Annotated in this window: 12 protein-coding genes; 8 read left to right on the forward strand and 4 right to left on the reverse strand. The window is 70.4% G+C overall.

Features of this window, described 5'->3' with window-relative positions:
• The 4 genes from ACFVT1_RS07250 to ACFVT1_RS07265 form a co-directional block, all read right to left on the reverse strand.
• Window positions 1-2612, reverse strand: a 2612-nt coding sequence (locus ACFVT1_RS07250; RefSeq protein ID WP_389793376.1) for a condensation domain-containing protein, incomplete at its 3' end; no start/stop codon positions are given.
• 218 nt (window positions 2613-2830) lie between these two features.
• Window positions 2831-3778: a TauD/TfdA family dioxygenase gene (locus ACFVT1_RS07255; RefSeq protein ID WP_389793377.1), complete on the reverse strand. Its 948-nt coding sequence runs from the start codon at window positions 3776-3778 to the stop codon at window positions 2831-2833.
• A gap of 139 nt (window positions 3779-3917) precedes the next feature.
• Window positions 3918-4715 carry an enoyl-CoA hydratase/isomerase family protein gene (locus ACFVT1_RS07260; protein WP_389793379.1) on the reverse strand — a complete coding sequence of 266 codons (798 nt, stop codon included), beginning with the start codon at window positions 4713-4715 and terminating at the stop codon, window positions 3918-3920.
• Window positions 4712-5416, reverse strand: a complete 705-nt coding sequence (locus tag ACFVT1_RS07265) for a thioesterase II family protein (protein WP_389793380.1) — start codon at window positions 5414-5416, stop codon at window positions 4712-4714. The genes ACFVT1_RS07260 and ACFVT1_RS07265 overlap by 4 nt, the downstream gene beginning before the upstream one ends.
• Before the next feature lie 442 nt (window positions 5417-5858).
• Between ACFVT1_RS07265 and ACFVT1_RS07270 the strand changes: the two genes are divergently transcribed.
• The 8 genes from ACFVT1_RS07270 to ACFVT1_RS07305 all read left to right on the forward strand — a co-directional run bounded on the left by ACFVT1_RS07270 (window position 5859) and on the right by ACFVT1_RS07305 (window position 16129).
• A complete protein-coding gene (locus ACFVT1_RS07270; protein ID WP_389793381.1) occupies window positions 5859-6716 on the forward strand; it encodes a terpene synthase family protein in 858 nt (285 codons plus the stop codon).
• 21 nt (window positions 6717-6737) lie between these two features.
• The gene (locus ACFVT1_RS07275) at window positions 6738-7619 is read left to right on the forward strand and encodes an oxygenase MpaB family protein (RefSeq protein WP_389793382.1); all 882 of its coding nucleotides are present in this window, start codon (window positions 6738-6740) and stop codon (window positions 7617-7619) included.
• Complete coding sequence (locus ACFVT1_RS07280) at window positions 7616-8638, forward strand: pyridoxal-phosphate dependent enzyme (protein WP_389793383.1); 1023 nt, start codon at window positions 7616-7618, stop codon at window positions 8636-8638. Before ACFVT1_RS07275 ends, ACFVT1_RS07280 begins: the two co-directional genes overlap by 4 nt.
• Window positions 8635-9666 carry an ornithine cyclodeaminase gene (locus ACFVT1_RS07285; protein WP_389793384.1) on the forward strand — a complete coding sequence of 344 codons (1032 nt, stop codon included), beginning with the start codon at window positions 8635-8637 and terminating at the stop codon, window positions 9664-9666. The genes ACFVT1_RS07280 and ACFVT1_RS07285 overlap by 4 nt, the downstream gene beginning before the upstream one ends.
• 220 nt (window positions 9667-9886) lie before the next feature.
• Window positions 9887-11980, forward strand: coding sequence for a BTAD domain-containing putative transcriptional regulator (locus ACFVT1_RS07290; protein ID WP_389793385.1), 2094 nt, complete (start codon window positions 9887-9889; stop codon window positions 11978-11980).
• A 100-nt stretch (window positions 11981-12080) separates the two neighbouring features.
• Window positions 12081-13733: a class I adenylate-forming enzyme family protein gene (locus ACFVT1_RS07295; protein ID WP_389793386.1), complete on the forward strand. Its 1653-nt coding sequence runs from the start codon at window positions 12081-12083 to the stop codon at window positions 13731-13733.
• A 24-nt stretch (window positions 13734-13757) separates the two neighbouring features.
• Window positions 13758-14801 (forward strand): LLM class F420-dependent oxidoreductase, encoded by a 1044-nt coding sequence (locus ACFVT1_RS07300; protein WP_389793387.1) that lies wholly within the window; start codon window positions 13758-13760, stop codon window positions 14799-14801.
• Between the two features lie 26 nt (window positions 14802-14827).
• Window positions 14828-16129 carry a glycosyltransferase gene (locus ACFVT1_RS07305; RefSeq protein ID WP_389793389.1) on the forward strand — a complete coding sequence of 434 codons (1302 nt, stop codon included), beginning with the start codon at window positions 14828-14830 and terminating at the stop codon, window positions 16127-16129.
• Window positions 16130-16194 lie beyond the last annotated feature (65 nt).

Consider the following 16194-nt stretch of genomic DNA (forward strand, 5'->3'; position numbering starts at 1 on the left):
CCGTCCGCACGCCACCGCACCACATCACCCGTCCGGTACATCCGGCCCCCACCACCACCGAACGGATCCGCCACGAACCGCTCCGCCGTCGGACCCGGCCGGCCCACATACCCACGAGCCACCCCGGAACCCGCAAGGAACAACTCCCCCGGCGTCCCCACCGGAACCGGCCGCAACCCACCGTCCAGCACATACACCCGCGTGTCGCCGACGGGCCGGCCGATGCTCGGCTGCTCGCTGTCCGTCACGGATGCCACGACGGAGTCGACGGTGGTCTCGGTCGGCCCGTAGAAGTTGTGGCTCAGGGGGGCGGAGGCACGCAGCTGGTCCCAGAGGGACTGCGGAACGGCTTCGCCGCCGACCATGACCGCGGCCGGGGTGGTGCCACCGGCCTGCCGTCCGTCGTTCAGCAGGTCCTGTGCGACGAGCAGCCGGCCGTAGGACGGAGTGACGTCCACGAGATCGATGCCGTGGGTGGTGACGTAGCCGACGAGGGCCTCGGCGTCGCGGCGTACCGCATCCTCGATGAGATGCAGTTCGTGGCCGGCGAGCATCCACAGCAGAGGCGGCCAGAGCGCGTCGGAGGAGAGCGCCGCGGTGTGTGCGACACGGACGCGCTCCTTGCCCAGGGCGTCGGCGGCCGGGAGGTACACCTGTGCCCGGTGGCTGAGGAACAGGCTGGTGAGCCCCCGGTGCGGGACGGCGACGCCCTTGGGCGTGCCGGTGGAGCCCGAGGTGTAGTGCACATAGGCGATGTTCTCGGGGAGCAGCGGACGTGGGCGGTCGGCGTCCACGGGGTCCGTCGCCGGGCGCTGCGCGACCTCCCGTACGACGGCCGGGTCGTCCAGGACGATGGCGGGGACGTCCGTCCGGGGCAGGGTGGAGGCCCGGTCTCGTGTCGTGAGCACCAGGGCGGGCCGGGCGCCGTCGAGGAGGGAGGCGACGCGGTCCGCGGGATCGTCCGGGTCGAGCGGCAGGTAGGCGGCGCCGGTCTTCAGTACGGCGAACAGGGCGGAGAGGTTCTGCGGCGACCGCGGCAGGGCGAGGGCCACCACGTTCTCGGTGCCGATGCGCCGGGCGAGGAGATGGTGGGCCAGCCTGTTGGCTTCGGCGTTGAACTCGGCGAAGCCGGCGGCGGCGCCCGCGAAGACGACGGCGGGGTGATCGGGGGTGCGGGCGGCCTGCTCCTGGAGGATGCCGACCACGGTGGTTTCCGGCGCCTCCTGGCCGGTGTCGTTGAAGGTTTCGAGAAGCAGTCGGCGCTCGGCGTCGTCGAGTACGTCGACCCGCCCCGAGGGACGGCCGGGTTCGGTGGCGAAGGCTTCGAGAATCCGCCGGTAGCGGGTCAGTACGGTGCCGGCGGCGGCCCGGTCGAAGAGGTCCGGGCGGTGTTCGAGCCGCAGTTCCAGCCGGTCTCCGGAGGCGGCGGCGATCAGGCCGAGCGCGTAGTGCGTGGCGTCGTGGCCCTTGGCGCCGGTGACGCGCAGTCCGCGGACCGCCGAGCCGAGGGTGGCGCGGTCGACGGGGTAGTTCTCGTAGACGACCGAGGTGTCGAAGAGTTCCCCGACACCGACGAGGCCCTGGATGTCGGCCAGGCCGAGGTACTGGTGTTCCATCAGGGCGGTCTGCTCGGCGCTCACCCGGGTCAGCAGCGAGCTGAGGGTTTCCTGTGCCCGCAGCCGTACCCGCACCGGAATGGTGTTGATGAACAGCCCGATCATGGTCTCGACGCCGGCGATCTCGGGCGGGCGGACGGAGACGGTGGAGCCGAAGACGACGTCCTCGCGCCCGGTCAGCTTGCTCAGCAGCATCGCCCAGGCGGCTTGGAGGACGGTGTTGACGGTGGTGCCGTGGTCACGGGCCTGCTGGTGGAGGGCCGCGCCCAGGGCGTCCGGGAGCTTCAGGGCGATCTGCTCGGCGGGCGCCGGTACGTCCTCGGGGCCGCCGGCCGGCGCCAGTCGCGTGGGCTCGTCGAGTCCGTCGAGGGCCAGGCGCCACGCCTCCAGCGAGGTGCGCCGGTCCCGCGCCGCCAGCCACGCGAGGTAGGCCCGGTAGGGGGTGGCCGGGGGCAGCACCGCGCTGTCGGCTCCGTGCTCGTACAGGGCCAGGAGCTCCCTCAGGACCAGCGGGCCCGACCAGCCGTCCATCAGGATGTGGTGGTTGGTCAGGATGAGCCGGTGCAGTCCCTGTTCCAGCCGGACGAGGGTCGAGCGGATCAGCGGGGGCTTGGCGATGTCGAAGCCGGCCCGGCGCTCGCGGTCGGCGATCCGGTCCAGCTCCGCATCGCGGTCGGCCGGGGGCAGTGCCGTGAGGTCGGCCTCCTGCCAGGCGGGATCCGCCTGCCGGGGGATGAACTGCACGGGCTTGCCCGAGGCGGTGGTCCGGAATCCGGCGCGCAGCTGGGGGTGGCGTCGCAGCAGGCCGTGGACCGCCTCGCGGAGCCGGCCGGCGTCGAGCGGACCGGTCAGGTCGACTCCGAGCTGGACGGTGTACACGTCCCGCTCCCGGCCGTCGTAGTGCGCGTGGAAGAGCAGGCCCTCCTGCAGCGGTGAGAGCGGCAGGATGTCTTCGAGCCCGACGCGGAGGTCTCGGGGGCTTTCACTCGGGGTCATGTTCATTTCCTCCAGTCGGCTTCGGGCTCGTGGATCTCGACCACGGGGCGGCGCGGGTCCACGCACCGCAATAGGGGTCTTGGCCGACCCCGTCCACAACGGGCGGTGCTCCAGGGCGTGTTCTGAAAGTCCCGCCTGTCCCGCGGCGTCCGGCACGCACGCTCGCGGCGTTGCGGAACCCGCCCTTCGGGCGAACGGTGCTCCTTTCGGAACACGCCCTAGTCGGACATCGCGACCAGTACGCGGCGGTTCCCGGTGTAGGGGCGGCGGCCGTGGCCGACCAGGACGTTGTCGATGAGGAGCAGGTCTCCGGCGTTCCAGTCCACGTCCACGGCGTGCCGGAGCCCCGCTTCCTGGACGTGGGTGATGTGCTCGGCGGGGATCGGGGTGCCGTCCGCGTACGAGGCCGCCTGCGGCATCTCGTCCTCGGACACCAGCTCCATCAGCAGGGCCGCGTCCTCGCCCAGGCCGGCGACGTGGAACTGGTCGGCCTGGTTGAACCACACCTCGGTGCCGGTGACCGGGTGGCGCAGGGTCGCGGGCCGGACCTGGCTGATCCACAGGATCCCGTCGGACTTCCACTTCCAGTCGGCGCCGGTGCCGGCGAGGAACGCCTCCACCTCGGCACGGTCCTCGGTCTCGAACGTGTCCTGCCAGCTCTTGCCCAGTCCGTGGCCGCCGTGCAGGTTCTGGGTGTAGCGGACTCCGCCGGCGAATGCCTCCCTGATCGCGGGGTCGATGGACTCCAGCCAGAGCTGCGCGTCGACCACCGGGGTGGCGCCGCCGGAGGTCGGAGCCCGGTCGCAGTAGAACAGCAGGCGTCCCGGCCACTGGTGGGCGTAGGACATCTCGTTGTGCAGGGAGATCTGGTATTCGGGCGGGTGCTCGGTGGAGGTGTAGACGTTCTCGCCGACGTGGCCGACCTTGGTCCGCGGGGAGTTCCCGTGGATGTACGCCAGCCGCTGCGGCAGCAGGGCGTCGGCGACCATGTCATAGGTCCCGGAGGAGACTCCGAAACCGCGGAGGACCAACGCCTTCTCCTGTACCAGCAGTTCGGCGAGACCGGGCCGCAGCGCGTACTCCACGAGCCCTGCCGGGGTCGCATCGGCACCGGTACTGGCGGGGGTGAGCTCCAGCGGCCGCCAGCTCGCAGCAGTGTTCAGCATGCTGTCCTTCCAAGTCCTGGATCTTGATCGTGGAGCAGTGGCCGATGCTAGGCAGGCCCGGCGCGGTCGGGCTGGACGCGCCCTGTACGACCGGAACTGCCGCTGCCGCACACGTGGTTGGGCGCCCCGGCGGCCCGCCTCACCGTCCGGTGAAGAGGGGTGGGCGCCGCTCGCGGAAGGCGGCAACGGCTTCCTCCGCGTCGGCCGACTTCGCCGCGATGACCTGGGCCGCCGACTCGTGCTTGAGGGCGTCCGCCAGGGACGTCGCGCCGGCGTTGGTGTGCACGACGGATTTGGTGACGGCGACGGCGACCGGGCTGTTGGCCGCGATGTCCGCCGCCAGTGCGAGCGCCTCGGTCAGCAGCACGCCGTCGGGTACGACCCGGTTCGCCAGTTTCAGGGACAACGCCTCTTCCGCGCTGACGGTCCGTCCGCTGAGCATGAGGTCGAGAGCGGGGCCGAGGCCGACGATCCGGGGCAGCAGCCAGGAGGCGCCCAGGTCACCCGCGGACAGCCCGACCCGTACGAATGCCGCACGCCACCGGGCGCGCGCGGCGGCGACCCGGATGTCCGCGGCGAGCGCCAGGGACAGTCCCGCGCCGACGCACGCGCCGTCGACGGCCGCGATCACCGCCTTCGGCAGCTCGTGCAGGGCGCTGACCGCCGCGGCCTGCCGCTCGACGCGGCGTTGCAGTTCCAGCGGCGGCAGGGAGGTCATGTGCTCCATGCCGTCCAGGTCGAAGCCGGAGGAGAACGCGCCGTCGGCGCCCGTCAGCACGAGCACCCTGACGGAGTCGTCCTCTGCCACCCGGCGGCACAGTGCCTCCAGGGCTTCCAGCATCTCGTCGGTGAGGGCGTTCTTCCGGTGCGGGCGGTTGAGCGTCACCAGCATGACGCCGGGTTCGTGGCGCTCGGCCAGGACGGAGGGGCCGTTCATGCCACCTGCCCCGGGTGTCCGGCGTACTCCAGCCGGGCAGCCACGTCGGCCACGAGCTCCGGTGCCCGGTCGCTCAGGTAGAAGTGGTCTCCCGCGAAGAGGCGCGAGGTGAAGTCCGCGGTGGTGTGCTCGGACCAGGCAAGCAGGTCCGCTGCCGTGACTCTGGCGTCGGCGTCGCCGCAGTACGCGGTGAGCGGTGAGCCGGTCCGGCGCCCTGGCTCCGCCCGGTAGGTCTCGACGAGCCGGACGTCGGCTCTCAATGCCGGCAGGACCACGGCCTTGAGGCCGGGGTCGGCGAGCACTCCCTCGTCCATGCCGCCCAGGGCGGTCAGTTCCTCCAGCAGGAGGTCGTCGTCGAGCCGGTGCAGCTCTCTGGTGTGACGGGGCCGCGAGGGAGCGGAGCGGCCCGAGACGAACAGGTGGACGGGCGCGGTCCCGTGCACCCGCTCCAGCAGCAGTGCGACCTCGTACGCGACGGCGGCGCCCATGCTGTGACCGAAGAACGCCAGCGGCCGCTCCAGGGAAGGCGCCAGCGCCGCGGCGATGCCGGCGGCCATGGGCCCCATCGAGTCCACGCACGGTTCGCGGAACCGGTCCTGTCGGCCGGGGTACTGCACCGCGAGCAGTTCCACGTCGTCCGGCAGCAGTCCGGGCCAGGCGCGGAAGGCGGCGGCCGATCCCCCGGCATGGGCGAAGCACACGAGGCGCAGCCGGGGCGAGGGAACGTGCCGGTACCGGCGAATCCATCCACCGCACGAGGTGACTACAGGAATCGAGGAAGACATTTGACGCCTCTGAATCGGATACCGGACGAGCAAGTGCGGTACAGCTGTCCGTCTTAGCGGACCGCTCGAAAACCTACCCCGGCTCCATGCTCATTCAAGAGGCAGTTTCACATATAGGTCATGTCCAGTCGGCCAGGTCCGGCGGCACGTACGATCGGGCCCGTCGATTTCCCAATCAACGGTTGGCGCGATGACTTCACCTCTGCGAATACCGCATATAAATGTCGAATTCCTTCCGCGCATAAGCCCGCTCGTCCATCGCGTGGAGGGGCATACCCGTGAATTTGTCCGCAGGTTCGGCCTGGTACCGGACGAAATTTCACGGCGCCATCACGAGGATTCACTTCTCGGCACGTTGATGGCCCGCGCCTACCCTTATGCCGAATTCTCTGAACTCTCTCTGGTCACCGACTGGATCAGCTGCATGCTGGTGCTGGACGACCAGTTCGACGAGACGCGGCTGGGCACCGAGCCGGACCGGCTGCGCCGCGTATGCGCCACGGTGCTCGGCTGGCTGCCGCCCGAGGGGGTGCCGCCGGTCGCGGACCCGCTCGGACAGGACTCCTTCACCGCGGCATTCCGGCCGGCATTCCACGATCTGTGGGAGCGCACCTGCGCCCGCACCTCTCCCCTCTGGCGGGAGAGGTTCACCGCGCACGTCGCCGCCTTCTTCGAGACCTGCATCTGGGAGGCCGGGAATCGCTCGGCAGGCCGGCTGCCCGCGGTCGACGAATACCTGCGGATGCGCGGCTGCGCCCTGATGCCGTACCTCGACCTGGTCGAAATCGCGCGGCACTGGGAGGTGCCGGAGGCCGTCTACGGCCTGCCGGAGTTCGCGGAGATGAATCAGGCGCTGTCCGACGCCGACCTGTGGACGAACGATCTCTTCTCCTGCGAGAAGGAAGCGCTCCTGGGAGACCCGCACAACCTGGTCCTGGTCCACCAGCGGGCACACGGCACGGATCTGCAGACCGCCGCCGACGCCGTCGCCCGCATGATCCAGGTACGCGTGGACCGCTTCACCGAACTCGCCGCGGGCTGCTTCGAGAACGCCCGGCGGGCGGGTGCCGACGATCGGATTCAAGAGGCACTGGAACGTCATGCCGAGGGACTGCGCAACTGGCTGAGCGGGCAGTTGCAGTGGCGGTTCGAGACGGGCAGGTTCGATCCGGCCCGCCCGGAGATCGTCGACACCTCTGGCATCACACCACTCTGACGCGCTGGAGGGCTGTCGGACATGCGAAACCGCTATGCCACATTGCGCTATCTGCAGACGCTGGATCCCAAGGCCGACCACGAGCGGATCCACCGGATCTCCTCCGACCACGAGTTCCCCTGGGACTACGGTCGCGGCCTGGAAGTCGCGATCTGGCGCACCTGCTGCGTGCCGGTGATCTCCGAGATGCTCGACGGGACCGGGGAGTTCGCCCACCGGGGGCAGAAGCGCTACGACGAAACCCGCATCCTGCTCGGCGAAATGGTCAGGGGCGGCTACGACTCCGAGCGCGGCCGCCAGGCACTGCGTCAGATCAACCGGGCCCACAGCCGCTTCGACATCGCGAACCAGGACATGCTCTACGTGCTCTCCACCTTCATCTTCGAGCCGGTCCGCTGGATCGACCGCTGGGCCTGGCGCCGGGTCAGCACGGTGGAGAAGCTCGCCGCCTTCTACTTCTTCGTGGGCGTGGGCCGGCGCATGAACATCAAGGGGCTGCCGACCGACTACGACGCGTTCGAGCGGTTCAACCGGGAGTACGAGCGGGAGAGGTTCCAGCCGGCCGCCAGCAACCATCGCGTCGGTACGTCGCTCCTCAGGCTCTACTCGTCCTGGTACCCCCGCCCCCTCGACGCCGTGGTGGCGGCCACGCTGCCGTGCCGGCTCGACGCCGAGGCCCTGCGCGCGCTCGGTATCGCGCAGCCCCCGGCCTGGGCGCGAACCCTGAACCGGCTGGGCCTTCGGGGCCACGCGCGGGCCGAGCGGCTCGCGCCGAAGTCCGTCGCCCGGTTGCTGACCCGTCCGACGTCCAGGACCTATCCCGGCTACCCGGACGGATACGACCTGTCGCAGATCGGACCCGGCGGCGATGGCGCACGGACCCGAGAAATGCCGTCCGCATGAGCGGCGGACTGTCGGCGCGCCAACGCGTCATCGGCGGCACCTCACTGCTTTCCCTCCAGGTCCCGGTCCGCGGCCGTACGGTCCGCGTCCGGCTGAAGATGGAGGCCGAGAACTGCTTCGGTTCCATCAAGGCCCGCACTGCGGAGGCCCTCCTCGGATCGCTGGAGGCGGCCGGCAGGCTCGGCCCGGGAAACCGGGTCGTGGAGTCGACCTCGGGGAATCTCGGGGTCGCCCTGGCCGGACTCTGCGCGGAGCGCGGGTACCGGTGCACCCTCGTCGTCGAGCCCAGTACACCGCAGCACAGCGTCGACCGGATGGTCGCCCACGGCGCCGATGTCGTGGTGGTCCGCGAGATCGCCGGCGGCAGAACCCTGACCGCGCGGCTGGACGCCGTCCGGGACATCCTGGCGAGCGACGCGACTGCGGTGTGGACCGACCAGTACGAGAATCCGGCGAACCCTTGGGTGCACCGGTGGAGCACGGCCGCCGAACTCGCACAGGCCGTACCGCGCGGTCGCCTCGACGCCGTATCCGTCGCGGTGTCCACCGGCGGCACCCTGGCCGGCATCGCCGGTTACTTCCGCGAGCACCGCCCGGAGGCGCGGCTGCTGGCCGTGGACGCCGTGGGATCCGCGGCACTGGGCGGAGCACCCGACGACCGGCCCTTCAAACTGCCGGGCTTCGGCTCGGGCCAGCGGTCGAGGTTCCTCACCGGCGGCCAGTGGGACAGGGCCTTCACGCTGCACGACGTACACGCGGCAGTGGCCTGCCGCCGGATCGCCACGAGCACGGGCGTCCGGCTCGGCGGCTCGGGCGGAGCCGCCGTTCTCGCCGCGCTCCTCCACGCCCAGGACACACCGGCCGTCTCCCAGGTCGCATGCATCTGTCCCGACGCCGGCGAGAAGTACGAGCAGATATACGCCCATCCCCTTCCGGTACCTCCGGAGGCGGGGCAACGAGTCCTGGCCGCCCTGGAAGCCCTGGCAGCGGCCCGGCTCGAGAACGGAGAGCCGCAGTGAGCACCGACCCCGGCGACACGATCCGGTACCTGACGGGAGCGGAGGTCGAGGAACTGAGCCGCGGCCTGCGGATCGTCGACCTGGTCCGCGACACACTGCTGGCCTTCCGGCAGGGTACGGCGGGCCTGACGCCGGAGGCCGCACTCCGCTGGACCACGCCCGAGGGCGCCGCGGCCCGCAGCCTGATTCTGCCCGGCTGGTCGGGAACCGGATACGGCTGCAAGATCATCAACAGCTCGCTCGGCAATCACGAGCGCGGAGTCGCGCGGGCGGCCGGGCTGATCGTGCTGGCCGATCCGGAGACCGCGCACCCGAGCTGTGTGATGGAAGGAGCCCGCGTCAGCGCCCTGCGGACCGCGGGAGTCTCCCTCGCCGCCGTCCAGGCGGTCCGCGGGCTCGCGTCCGTGACGAGCGTGGCTTTCCTCGGCTGCGGCCGCCAGGCGCGGGCCCACCAGGAACTCCTGACGGCGGAGTGCCCGGGCATCCGGCGGGTGCTGCTGTACGACCACGACCCCGCTTCCCGTGAGCTGCTGGCCGAGGAGTGGCGGCGGTCCGCGCCCGGCATCGAGGTCCAGGTGGTGGCGCGGGCATCGCAGGCCGTGGCCGGGGCCGAGCTCACCATCGCGGCGACGACGACGACCGAGCCCTATGTCGAGCTGGACTGGCTTCCTGAGGGCGCAACCTTCGTCAACGTCTCGCTCGACGACGCGTCCGAGAGTCTGCTGATGGGCTGCGACCACTTGTTCGTCGACTCCTGGGATCTGGTGAGCGGAGACGACCACCGGCTGCTCGGCCGGCTGTCCCGGTCCGGGCGGGTGACCGCGCCGGGCAGCGCGGCGCCGAACGGCGGCCGGGCCGTGGACGCCGAGCTGCCGGCTCTCGTCGCGGGCGACTACACCCGGATCGTCGGGGCCAGCGACCGAGTCGTGATCAATCCGTTCGGCATGGGCGTGCACGACATCGCGCTGGCGGACGTCATCCGCGCCAGGGCTGTCGCCGCCGGGGTCGGCACGCTGCTCCCCCGGTGAAGCAGGGCGCGATCCGAAAACGAGACCCAATACACGAGGAACACGGCACCGGGCAAACGAATTTCGCAGAAATCCTGTCCCCGGAGAATTCCAGAGACATCCAAACCTCCAGGGGAATTCATTTCCCGTGACGGACATCACGCCGGAATCTCTCATTCTCACGAAGGGGGGCCATTGAGACCGCAGTGCGGGATGACCATGATCAACATGTGATCGACCGATGTCGCCAGGAGGGGGATTCGTGGAGACAATACCGGCCGTAGGTGTCCTCACCAGCAGTTCGCTGGGTGGACTCGTGCGGAATCTGAGACAGCAAGTGGGTATGAGTCAGCGTCTGCTGGCAGAGCAATCCGGCCTGAGCATGCGGACCTTACGCGAAATCGAGCAGGACCGGGTTCTCAGGCCCCGCGCCGTGTCCCTCCAGCGACTGGCCGAAGTCCTGAACGAACCGCAGCTGTGCGCCCGCGCCCGCGGATCACGCCTCGCGATCTCGCCCGACGAGACCTCGGAGTTCAGCATCAGGCTCCTCGGCCCCTTCGCGGCACTGCGCGGCTCCGTCGAACTGGACATCGGTACGCCGCAGCAGCGGCACCTGCTGGCGCTCCTGACCCTACGGGCCAACCACGCCGTCCACCGCACCGAGATCGTCGACGTGCTCTGGGGCGAGGAGCCCCCGTACTCCTTCCAGCAGCTCGTGCACACGCACGTCTCCCGCTTGCGCGGCTTCCTCGACCGGCACCGCTCCGCTGAACTGGGAACCCCCTCGATCATCCGTCGGCCCGAGGGCTACCAGCTCTGCATCGACCGGGACCAGCTCGACCTGCTCCGGTTCCGGGAGCTGGCCGGCAAGGCCGAACTGGCCCGGCGGAACGGTGACGTGCCGAGCGAGCAGCGGGTCCTCTCCCAGCTCGTACAGATGCACTCGGGAGAACTCCTGGAGGGCTTCGGCGAACGGCTGAGAGCGCACCCGGCGGTCGCCGACTACTACCGTCTGCACCTTGCCGCCACTCTCCGCCTGGCCGATCTCGCCATCGACGCCGGCCAGTACGACGAGGCGATCCCGCGGCTGCAGCAGGTCCAACGGGCGCACCCGCTGCACGAGGGGCTGCACTCGCGCCTGATGGTCGCGCTCGCGGGGTCGGGGCAGCAGGTGGCCGCCCTGGCCCTCTACACCGAGCTGGAGACCATGCTCCGCAAGGAGTTCGGCATCGAGCCCAGCGCCGAACTCCGCGCCGCGCACCTGACGGTCCTGGGGCAGGGCGCCCTGCCCATCGCGGTCGGCACCGCCACACGTCCGGCGCACCGGCAGGGCATGACGTCCCCCTCCCTCCTTCCGTACGAGCCGGAGGACTTCGTCGGCCGGAGCGAGCACCATCCCGTGCTCCGCCAGCTCACCAAGAGCCGTTCACCGGCGGCGCTCGGGCTCGCCTCCGTCGTCTCGCTGTACGGGCCGGCCGCCGCGGGCAAGTCGGTACTGGCGATCCGCACCGCGTACGCGAGCCGTCCGCACTTTCCCGGCGGTCAGCTGTATGTGGACCTGCGCGGTCACACGCCGGAACCCGTCCCGGCACAGGCTGCGCTGTCCGAGTTCCTCCAGGCGCTCGGTGTCGCCGAGAAGGACCTGCCCAGCTCGCTCTCCGGGAGAGTCGCGCTCTACCGCAGCCTGCTCAGCGACCGGCGCGCGCTGGTGGTCCTCGACAACGTCGCGGACGAGGAACACGCGCGTCCGCTCCTGCCGGGCGGCTTCAACAGCTCGGTCCTGCTCACCAGCCGGGAACCCCTGGTGGCGCTGGAGGACGCCCGTCACTTCCGCATCCCCAGTTTCACCACGGAACAGGCACGGGAGCTGCTGGCCAGAATCACCGGCCGGCACCGGACCGGCGAGGAGCCGGCCGCCGCGGACGAGATAGTCGAACTGTGCGAGTCCCTGCCGCTCGCCATCCGGATCGTCGGCCTGCGCCTGGCCATGCGCCCGCACTGGACGCTGGCGCACATGGCGCAGCGACTGCGCGACGAGGACCACCGGCTCGACGCGCTCGCCCAGGGTGCCCTGGCCGTCCGTCCGCGTCTGGAGGCGGGCCTCGGGGCCCTCGCCCCTGCCGACCGGCGAGCCCTGCACGATCTCGCGGGTGCGGTGGAGAACGGCTTCTCCACCGGCACGGCCGCGGCTGAGCTGAAGTGTTCGGTCCAGCAGGCCGACAGCCTTCTGGAGCGCCTGACCGACCGGCAGTTGATCGAGCCGGCCGACGCCCTCGACGACACGTATCGCTTCGCCCCCCTGATCCGGCTCTACGCCAGGGAACCGCAGCCCTGAGGGGCCCGCCCCACCCGCGTCTCCCCCTCTTCCGTCCCGCCTCACCCTCACAGGCGCCGTCCGCCGAGCGCCCCTCCCAGCTCAGTTCACGGAGTGACTCATGACATCGCAGAAGCCGTCGCAACGACGTGGCTTCCCCGGCGACACCAGAGTGCTGACCGAATCGCACTGGACCGCTGACACCAGCGACCCGGTCGCCTCCCACACGGTGGGTTCGCTCCTGCGGGAGGTCGCCGCGGCCCGTCCGGACCAGGTGGCCCTCGTGGCCGTACCGGAGGAAGGGGAGCCGCGCCGCTGGACGTACGCGGAGCTGCTCGCCGAGGCCGAACGGGTCGCCGCGGGCATCAGCGAGCGCGTGCCCGCGGGGAGCCGGATCGCCATCTGGGCTCCGAACGTTGCCGAGTGGCCCATCGTGGAATACGCCGCCGCTCTGGCGGGCGTGACCCTCGTCGCGCTCAACCCTGCCCTACGGGCGCGGGAGTTGCTCCACGCCTTGCGTCTTTCGGCCGCGACGATGCTGCTGTACGCCGAGCGCAGCCGTTCCTACGACATGGCGGCCGTCGTCGACAGTGTCCGGGGCGATCTCCCGCTGCTGGAACACGTCGAGTCGCTGAGCGATTGGGAGAACCTGTACGGGAGCTCGCCGGTCCCCGCCGAACGCGAGCGCGCGGCCGCGGCCGTGCCGGCCCAGATCCAGTTCACCTCGGGGACGACCGGGCTGCCCAAGGCGGTGCTGCTGTCCCACCAGGCCGTGGTCAACGTCTCGCGATTCACCTTCGAGGTGCTCGGCATCCCCGACGGGACTCCGGTCGTCTCCCCGCTTCCCATGTTCCACACGGCCGGCTGCGTCATCTCCTGCCTGGGTCCCCTGTGGTGCGGCGGCCCCTTCGTCCTGCTGGAGCGATTCGACCCGCAGACACTCCTGAAGGTGCTGCGGCGGACCCCCGACGCCGTCCTGACCAGTGTGCCCACCGTTCTGACGGCACTGGTCCACGCCGCCCGGCAGGACGGCACCGATGCGGCCCGCATCGGTGCCGTCCTCACCGGAGGGGCCCCTGTCCGCTCCCGGCTCATCAGCGAGGTGGAGCGGCTCTTCGCCACCACGGTCTTCAATCTGTACGGGCAGACCGAGCTGGCGTCCGTGCTGACCTTGACTCGGCCTCAGGACAGTGACGAGGACAAGGCCGTGACGGTCGGGCGTCCCCTGCCGCACGTCGAGTGCCGCATCGCCCACCCGGACCACGGTCATACGCAGCCGCTCGACGTACCGGGCGAGATCTGCGCCCGCGGCTATCAGCAGATGCTGGGCTATTTCGGCGACGCCGAGGCCACTGCGGCCAAGACGGACGGGGACGGCTGGCTCTACACGGGCGACCTCGGTTCGATGGACGCCACGGGGGCGGTGCGGATCACCGGGCGGCTGAGCGACGTGATCATCCGCGGGGGCGAGAACATCCTGGCCGCGGAGATCGAGGAGTGCCTGCTCCGTGAGGACGACGTGCAGGAGGCCGTCGTGGTGGGCCTTCCCGACGAGTGCTGGGGGGAAGTCGTCGCCGCCGCCCTCCTGCCGGCACCGGGCAGGTCCGTCGATGTGGAGAAGGTGCGGGCCGCATGCCGGGAGTGGCTCTCCCCCTACAAGGTTCCCCAACTGTGGTACCTGCTCGACACCCTGCCCACCACGGCCTCCGGCAAGGTGCAGAAATACCGGGTCAAGGAGCTCATCGCCCAGGACCAGCCGGTCCTGCAGCCGTAACCGCAACCATCCACGGAGTCAGGCATGCAGGTGTCCATGCAGATCCGGTACGACGGCGACGCGGTGGAGTCGGCGCGGCGGGTGAGCACACTGGAGAAGGCCGGACTGGACCACGTATGGGTCCCGGAGGCCTACGGCTACGACGCCCCGAGCTTCATGGGGTACATCGCGGCGCGCACAGGGACCGTACACATCGGGTCCGGCATCATGCCCCTCTTCACCCGGACGCCCACACTCCTCGCCATGACGGCGGCCGGGGTGGACGCCCTGTCCCACGGCCGCTGCCATCTGGGGCTCGGCACGTCCGGGCCGGGGGTGATCGAGGGCTGGCACGGAGTTCCCTTCACCGATCCGCTGGGCCGCACCCGGGAAACCGTGGAGATCATGCGGAAGGTGTGGAGCCGCGAGGAGCCGGTCCGCTACGAGGGACGCTCGCACCGGTTGCCGCTGCCCGCCCCGGAGGGCAGCGGACTGGGGACGGCGATGAAGCTTCTGACGCCGCCCGTACGGGCCTCGGTCCCTGTGTGGATCGCGGCGCTCGGCCCCCGGAACGTCCGGATGACCGCGGAGATCGCCGAGGGCTGGCTGCCCATGTTCTTCGTACCCGAATGGTCCGACCGTGTGTGGGGCGAGGACCTCCGGGCGGGGCTGGCGAAGCGGGATCCCTCGCTCGGCCCGCTCCGCATCTCGGCCGGAGGACTCCTGGCCATCGGGCCGTCGGCGCACCGGGTGCGTGAGCGGGCACGCCGTCAGCTCGCTCTGTTCATCGGCGCGATGGGGACCGCCGGCCACAACTTCTACGGCACCCTGATCCGCCGGTACGGCTTCGGCCGGGCGGCCGACAGGATCCAGCACCTGTACGCCGCGGGCGACCGGGCCGCCGCCGAGGCGGCGGTACCGGACCAGCTGCTGGAAGCGACCACGCTGTGCGGCACCGAGGGCTACGTCGAGGAACGGCTGGCGGCCTACCGGGAAGCCGGCGTGACCCATGTCCAGGTCGCGCCGGTACCGGGCGAGGGCCAGACGGAAGCCGGGCTGGTGTCGCGGCTCAAGGAACTCTGCAACTGAACCACCATTCCCGAGGGGAAAACACTGTGAAAGCAATCATCTATTCGAATCACGGCAGTCGCGGCGACATTCAGCCGTATCTGGCACTCGCCTACGCCCTCAATCAGGCGGGCCACACCTCGGTCCTGGCCGGACCGCGCCGCTTCGGCCCCTTCGCGGCCGAATACGGTGTCGAATTCGCGCCGCTCAACGACGAGATGATGGACCTTCACGCCCGGCGTGACGTGCAGGAAATCCTCATGAACAACGACCATCCCACGCCCGAACAGACGAAGCTCCGGGAAACCATCGCCAAGGAGCTCATGCCCCGTCTCTACCCGATCATCCTGCGTGAGATGTGGGAGGCGGCCGCCGACGGGGCCGACATCATCGTCTATACGCATTCCTCTCGGCAGGCGACCCACCAGATCGCCGAGCGTCTGGGTGTCCCCCACGTACTGGCCCCGCTCTACCCCCACTTCGTTCCGTCACGCGACTATCCGGCCGGAGTGGGGCTCTCCCCGAGCCCCGACAACCTCGCGGACCACGAGCGGGCCGAGCGCCAGCCCCTCGACCCCCTGTCCCACTCCCTCATCACGGCCTGGCGCGCCGAGACGCTGGGGCTGCCGCCCCGTGCGGGCTGGTTGGATTTCCGCCACCACGTGGACGGTACTCCGACCCCGGTCATCCACGGCTTCAGCCCGCATGTGCTGAAGCACTCCGAGGACTGGCCCGAGTGGGTCCACACCACCGGGTTCTGGTCGCTGCCCGCGTCGGCCTCCTGGCAGCCGCCGGAGGATCTGCAGCGGTTCCTGGAGAGCGGGGAACCACCGGTCTTCGTCGGTTTCGGCAGCATGAGGGGGCTCGAACCGGAGGAGGTCGGCCGCACCGTACTGGAGGCGGTACGGAGCACCGGCAACCGTGCGCTGGTCGTCGAGGGCTGGGGCGGAATCAAGATCACCGAGTCCGCGGACGACGTGTACGTGGCGCAGGACGTGCCCTACGACTGGCTGTTCCCGCGCGTCAAGGCGGCCGTCCACGCAGGTGGCACGGGCACCCACAACGCTGCTCTGCTGGCCGGGATTCCGCAGGTGACCTGCCCCTTCCACAGGGAGCAGCTGATGTGGGCCGAGTACCTCCACGAACTCGGTGTCGCCCCTGCGCCCATCCAACTGCGTGATCTCACCACCGAGGCGCTGAGCGCTGCGATCCGCAGTGCGACGACGGACCCCTCGGTGGCGCGCCGGGTGGCGGAACTCGCCGAGAAGGTCGGCGGCGACGACGGCTGCGGTACCGCGGTGCGCATTCTCGAAAAGGTTCACGCGAACCACGGCCGGCCGGTCTCCTGACCGGAGAGCGGGGCAGTTCACCGTACAGAACACATCCAGCCCGCCGACGGCCGGGCTGGATAGTG

The organism is Streptomyces sp. NPDC057963 (assembly GCF_042887155.1).
GTDB lineage: Bacteria > Actinomycetota > Actinomycetes > Streptomycetales > Streptomycetaceae > Streptomyces.

Excerpts from the sequence above, each read along its gene's own strand:
- ACFVT1_RS07280 (WP_389793383.1), top strand. The coding sequence starts at position 7,616 with ATGAGCGGCGGACTGTCGGCGCGCCAACGCGTCATCGGCGGCACCTCA.
- ACFVT1_RS07290 (WP_389793385.1), top strand. The coding sequence starts at position 9,887 with ATGTCGCCAGGAGGGGGATTCGTGGAGACAATACCGGCCGTAGGTGTC.
- ACFVT1_RS07255 (WP_389793377.1), bottom strand. The coding sequence starts at position 3,778 with ATGCTGAACACTGCTGCGAGCTGGCGGCCGCTGGAGCTCACCCCCGCC.
- ACFVT1_RS07295 (WP_389793386.1), top strand. The coding sequence starts at position 12,081 with ATGACATCGCAGAAGCCGTCGCAACGACGTGGCTTCCCCGGCGACACC.
- ACFVT1_RS07275 (WP_389793382.1), top strand. The coding sequence starts at position 6,738 with ATGCGAAACCGCTATGCCACATTGCGCTATCTGCAGACGCTGGATCCC.
- ACFVT1_RS07270 (WP_389793381.1), top strand. The coding sequence starts at position 5,859 with ATGGCCCGCGCCTACCCTTATGCCGAATTCTCTGAACTCTCTCTGGTC.
- ACFVT1_RS07300 (WP_389793387.1), top strand. The coding sequence starts at position 13,758 with ATGCAGGTGTCCATGCAGATCCGGTACGACGGCGACGCGGTGGAGTCG.
- ACFVT1_RS07260 (WP_389793379.1), bottom strand. The coding sequence starts at position 4,715 with ATGAACGGCCCCTCCGTCCTGGCCGAGCGCCACGAACCCGGCGTCATG.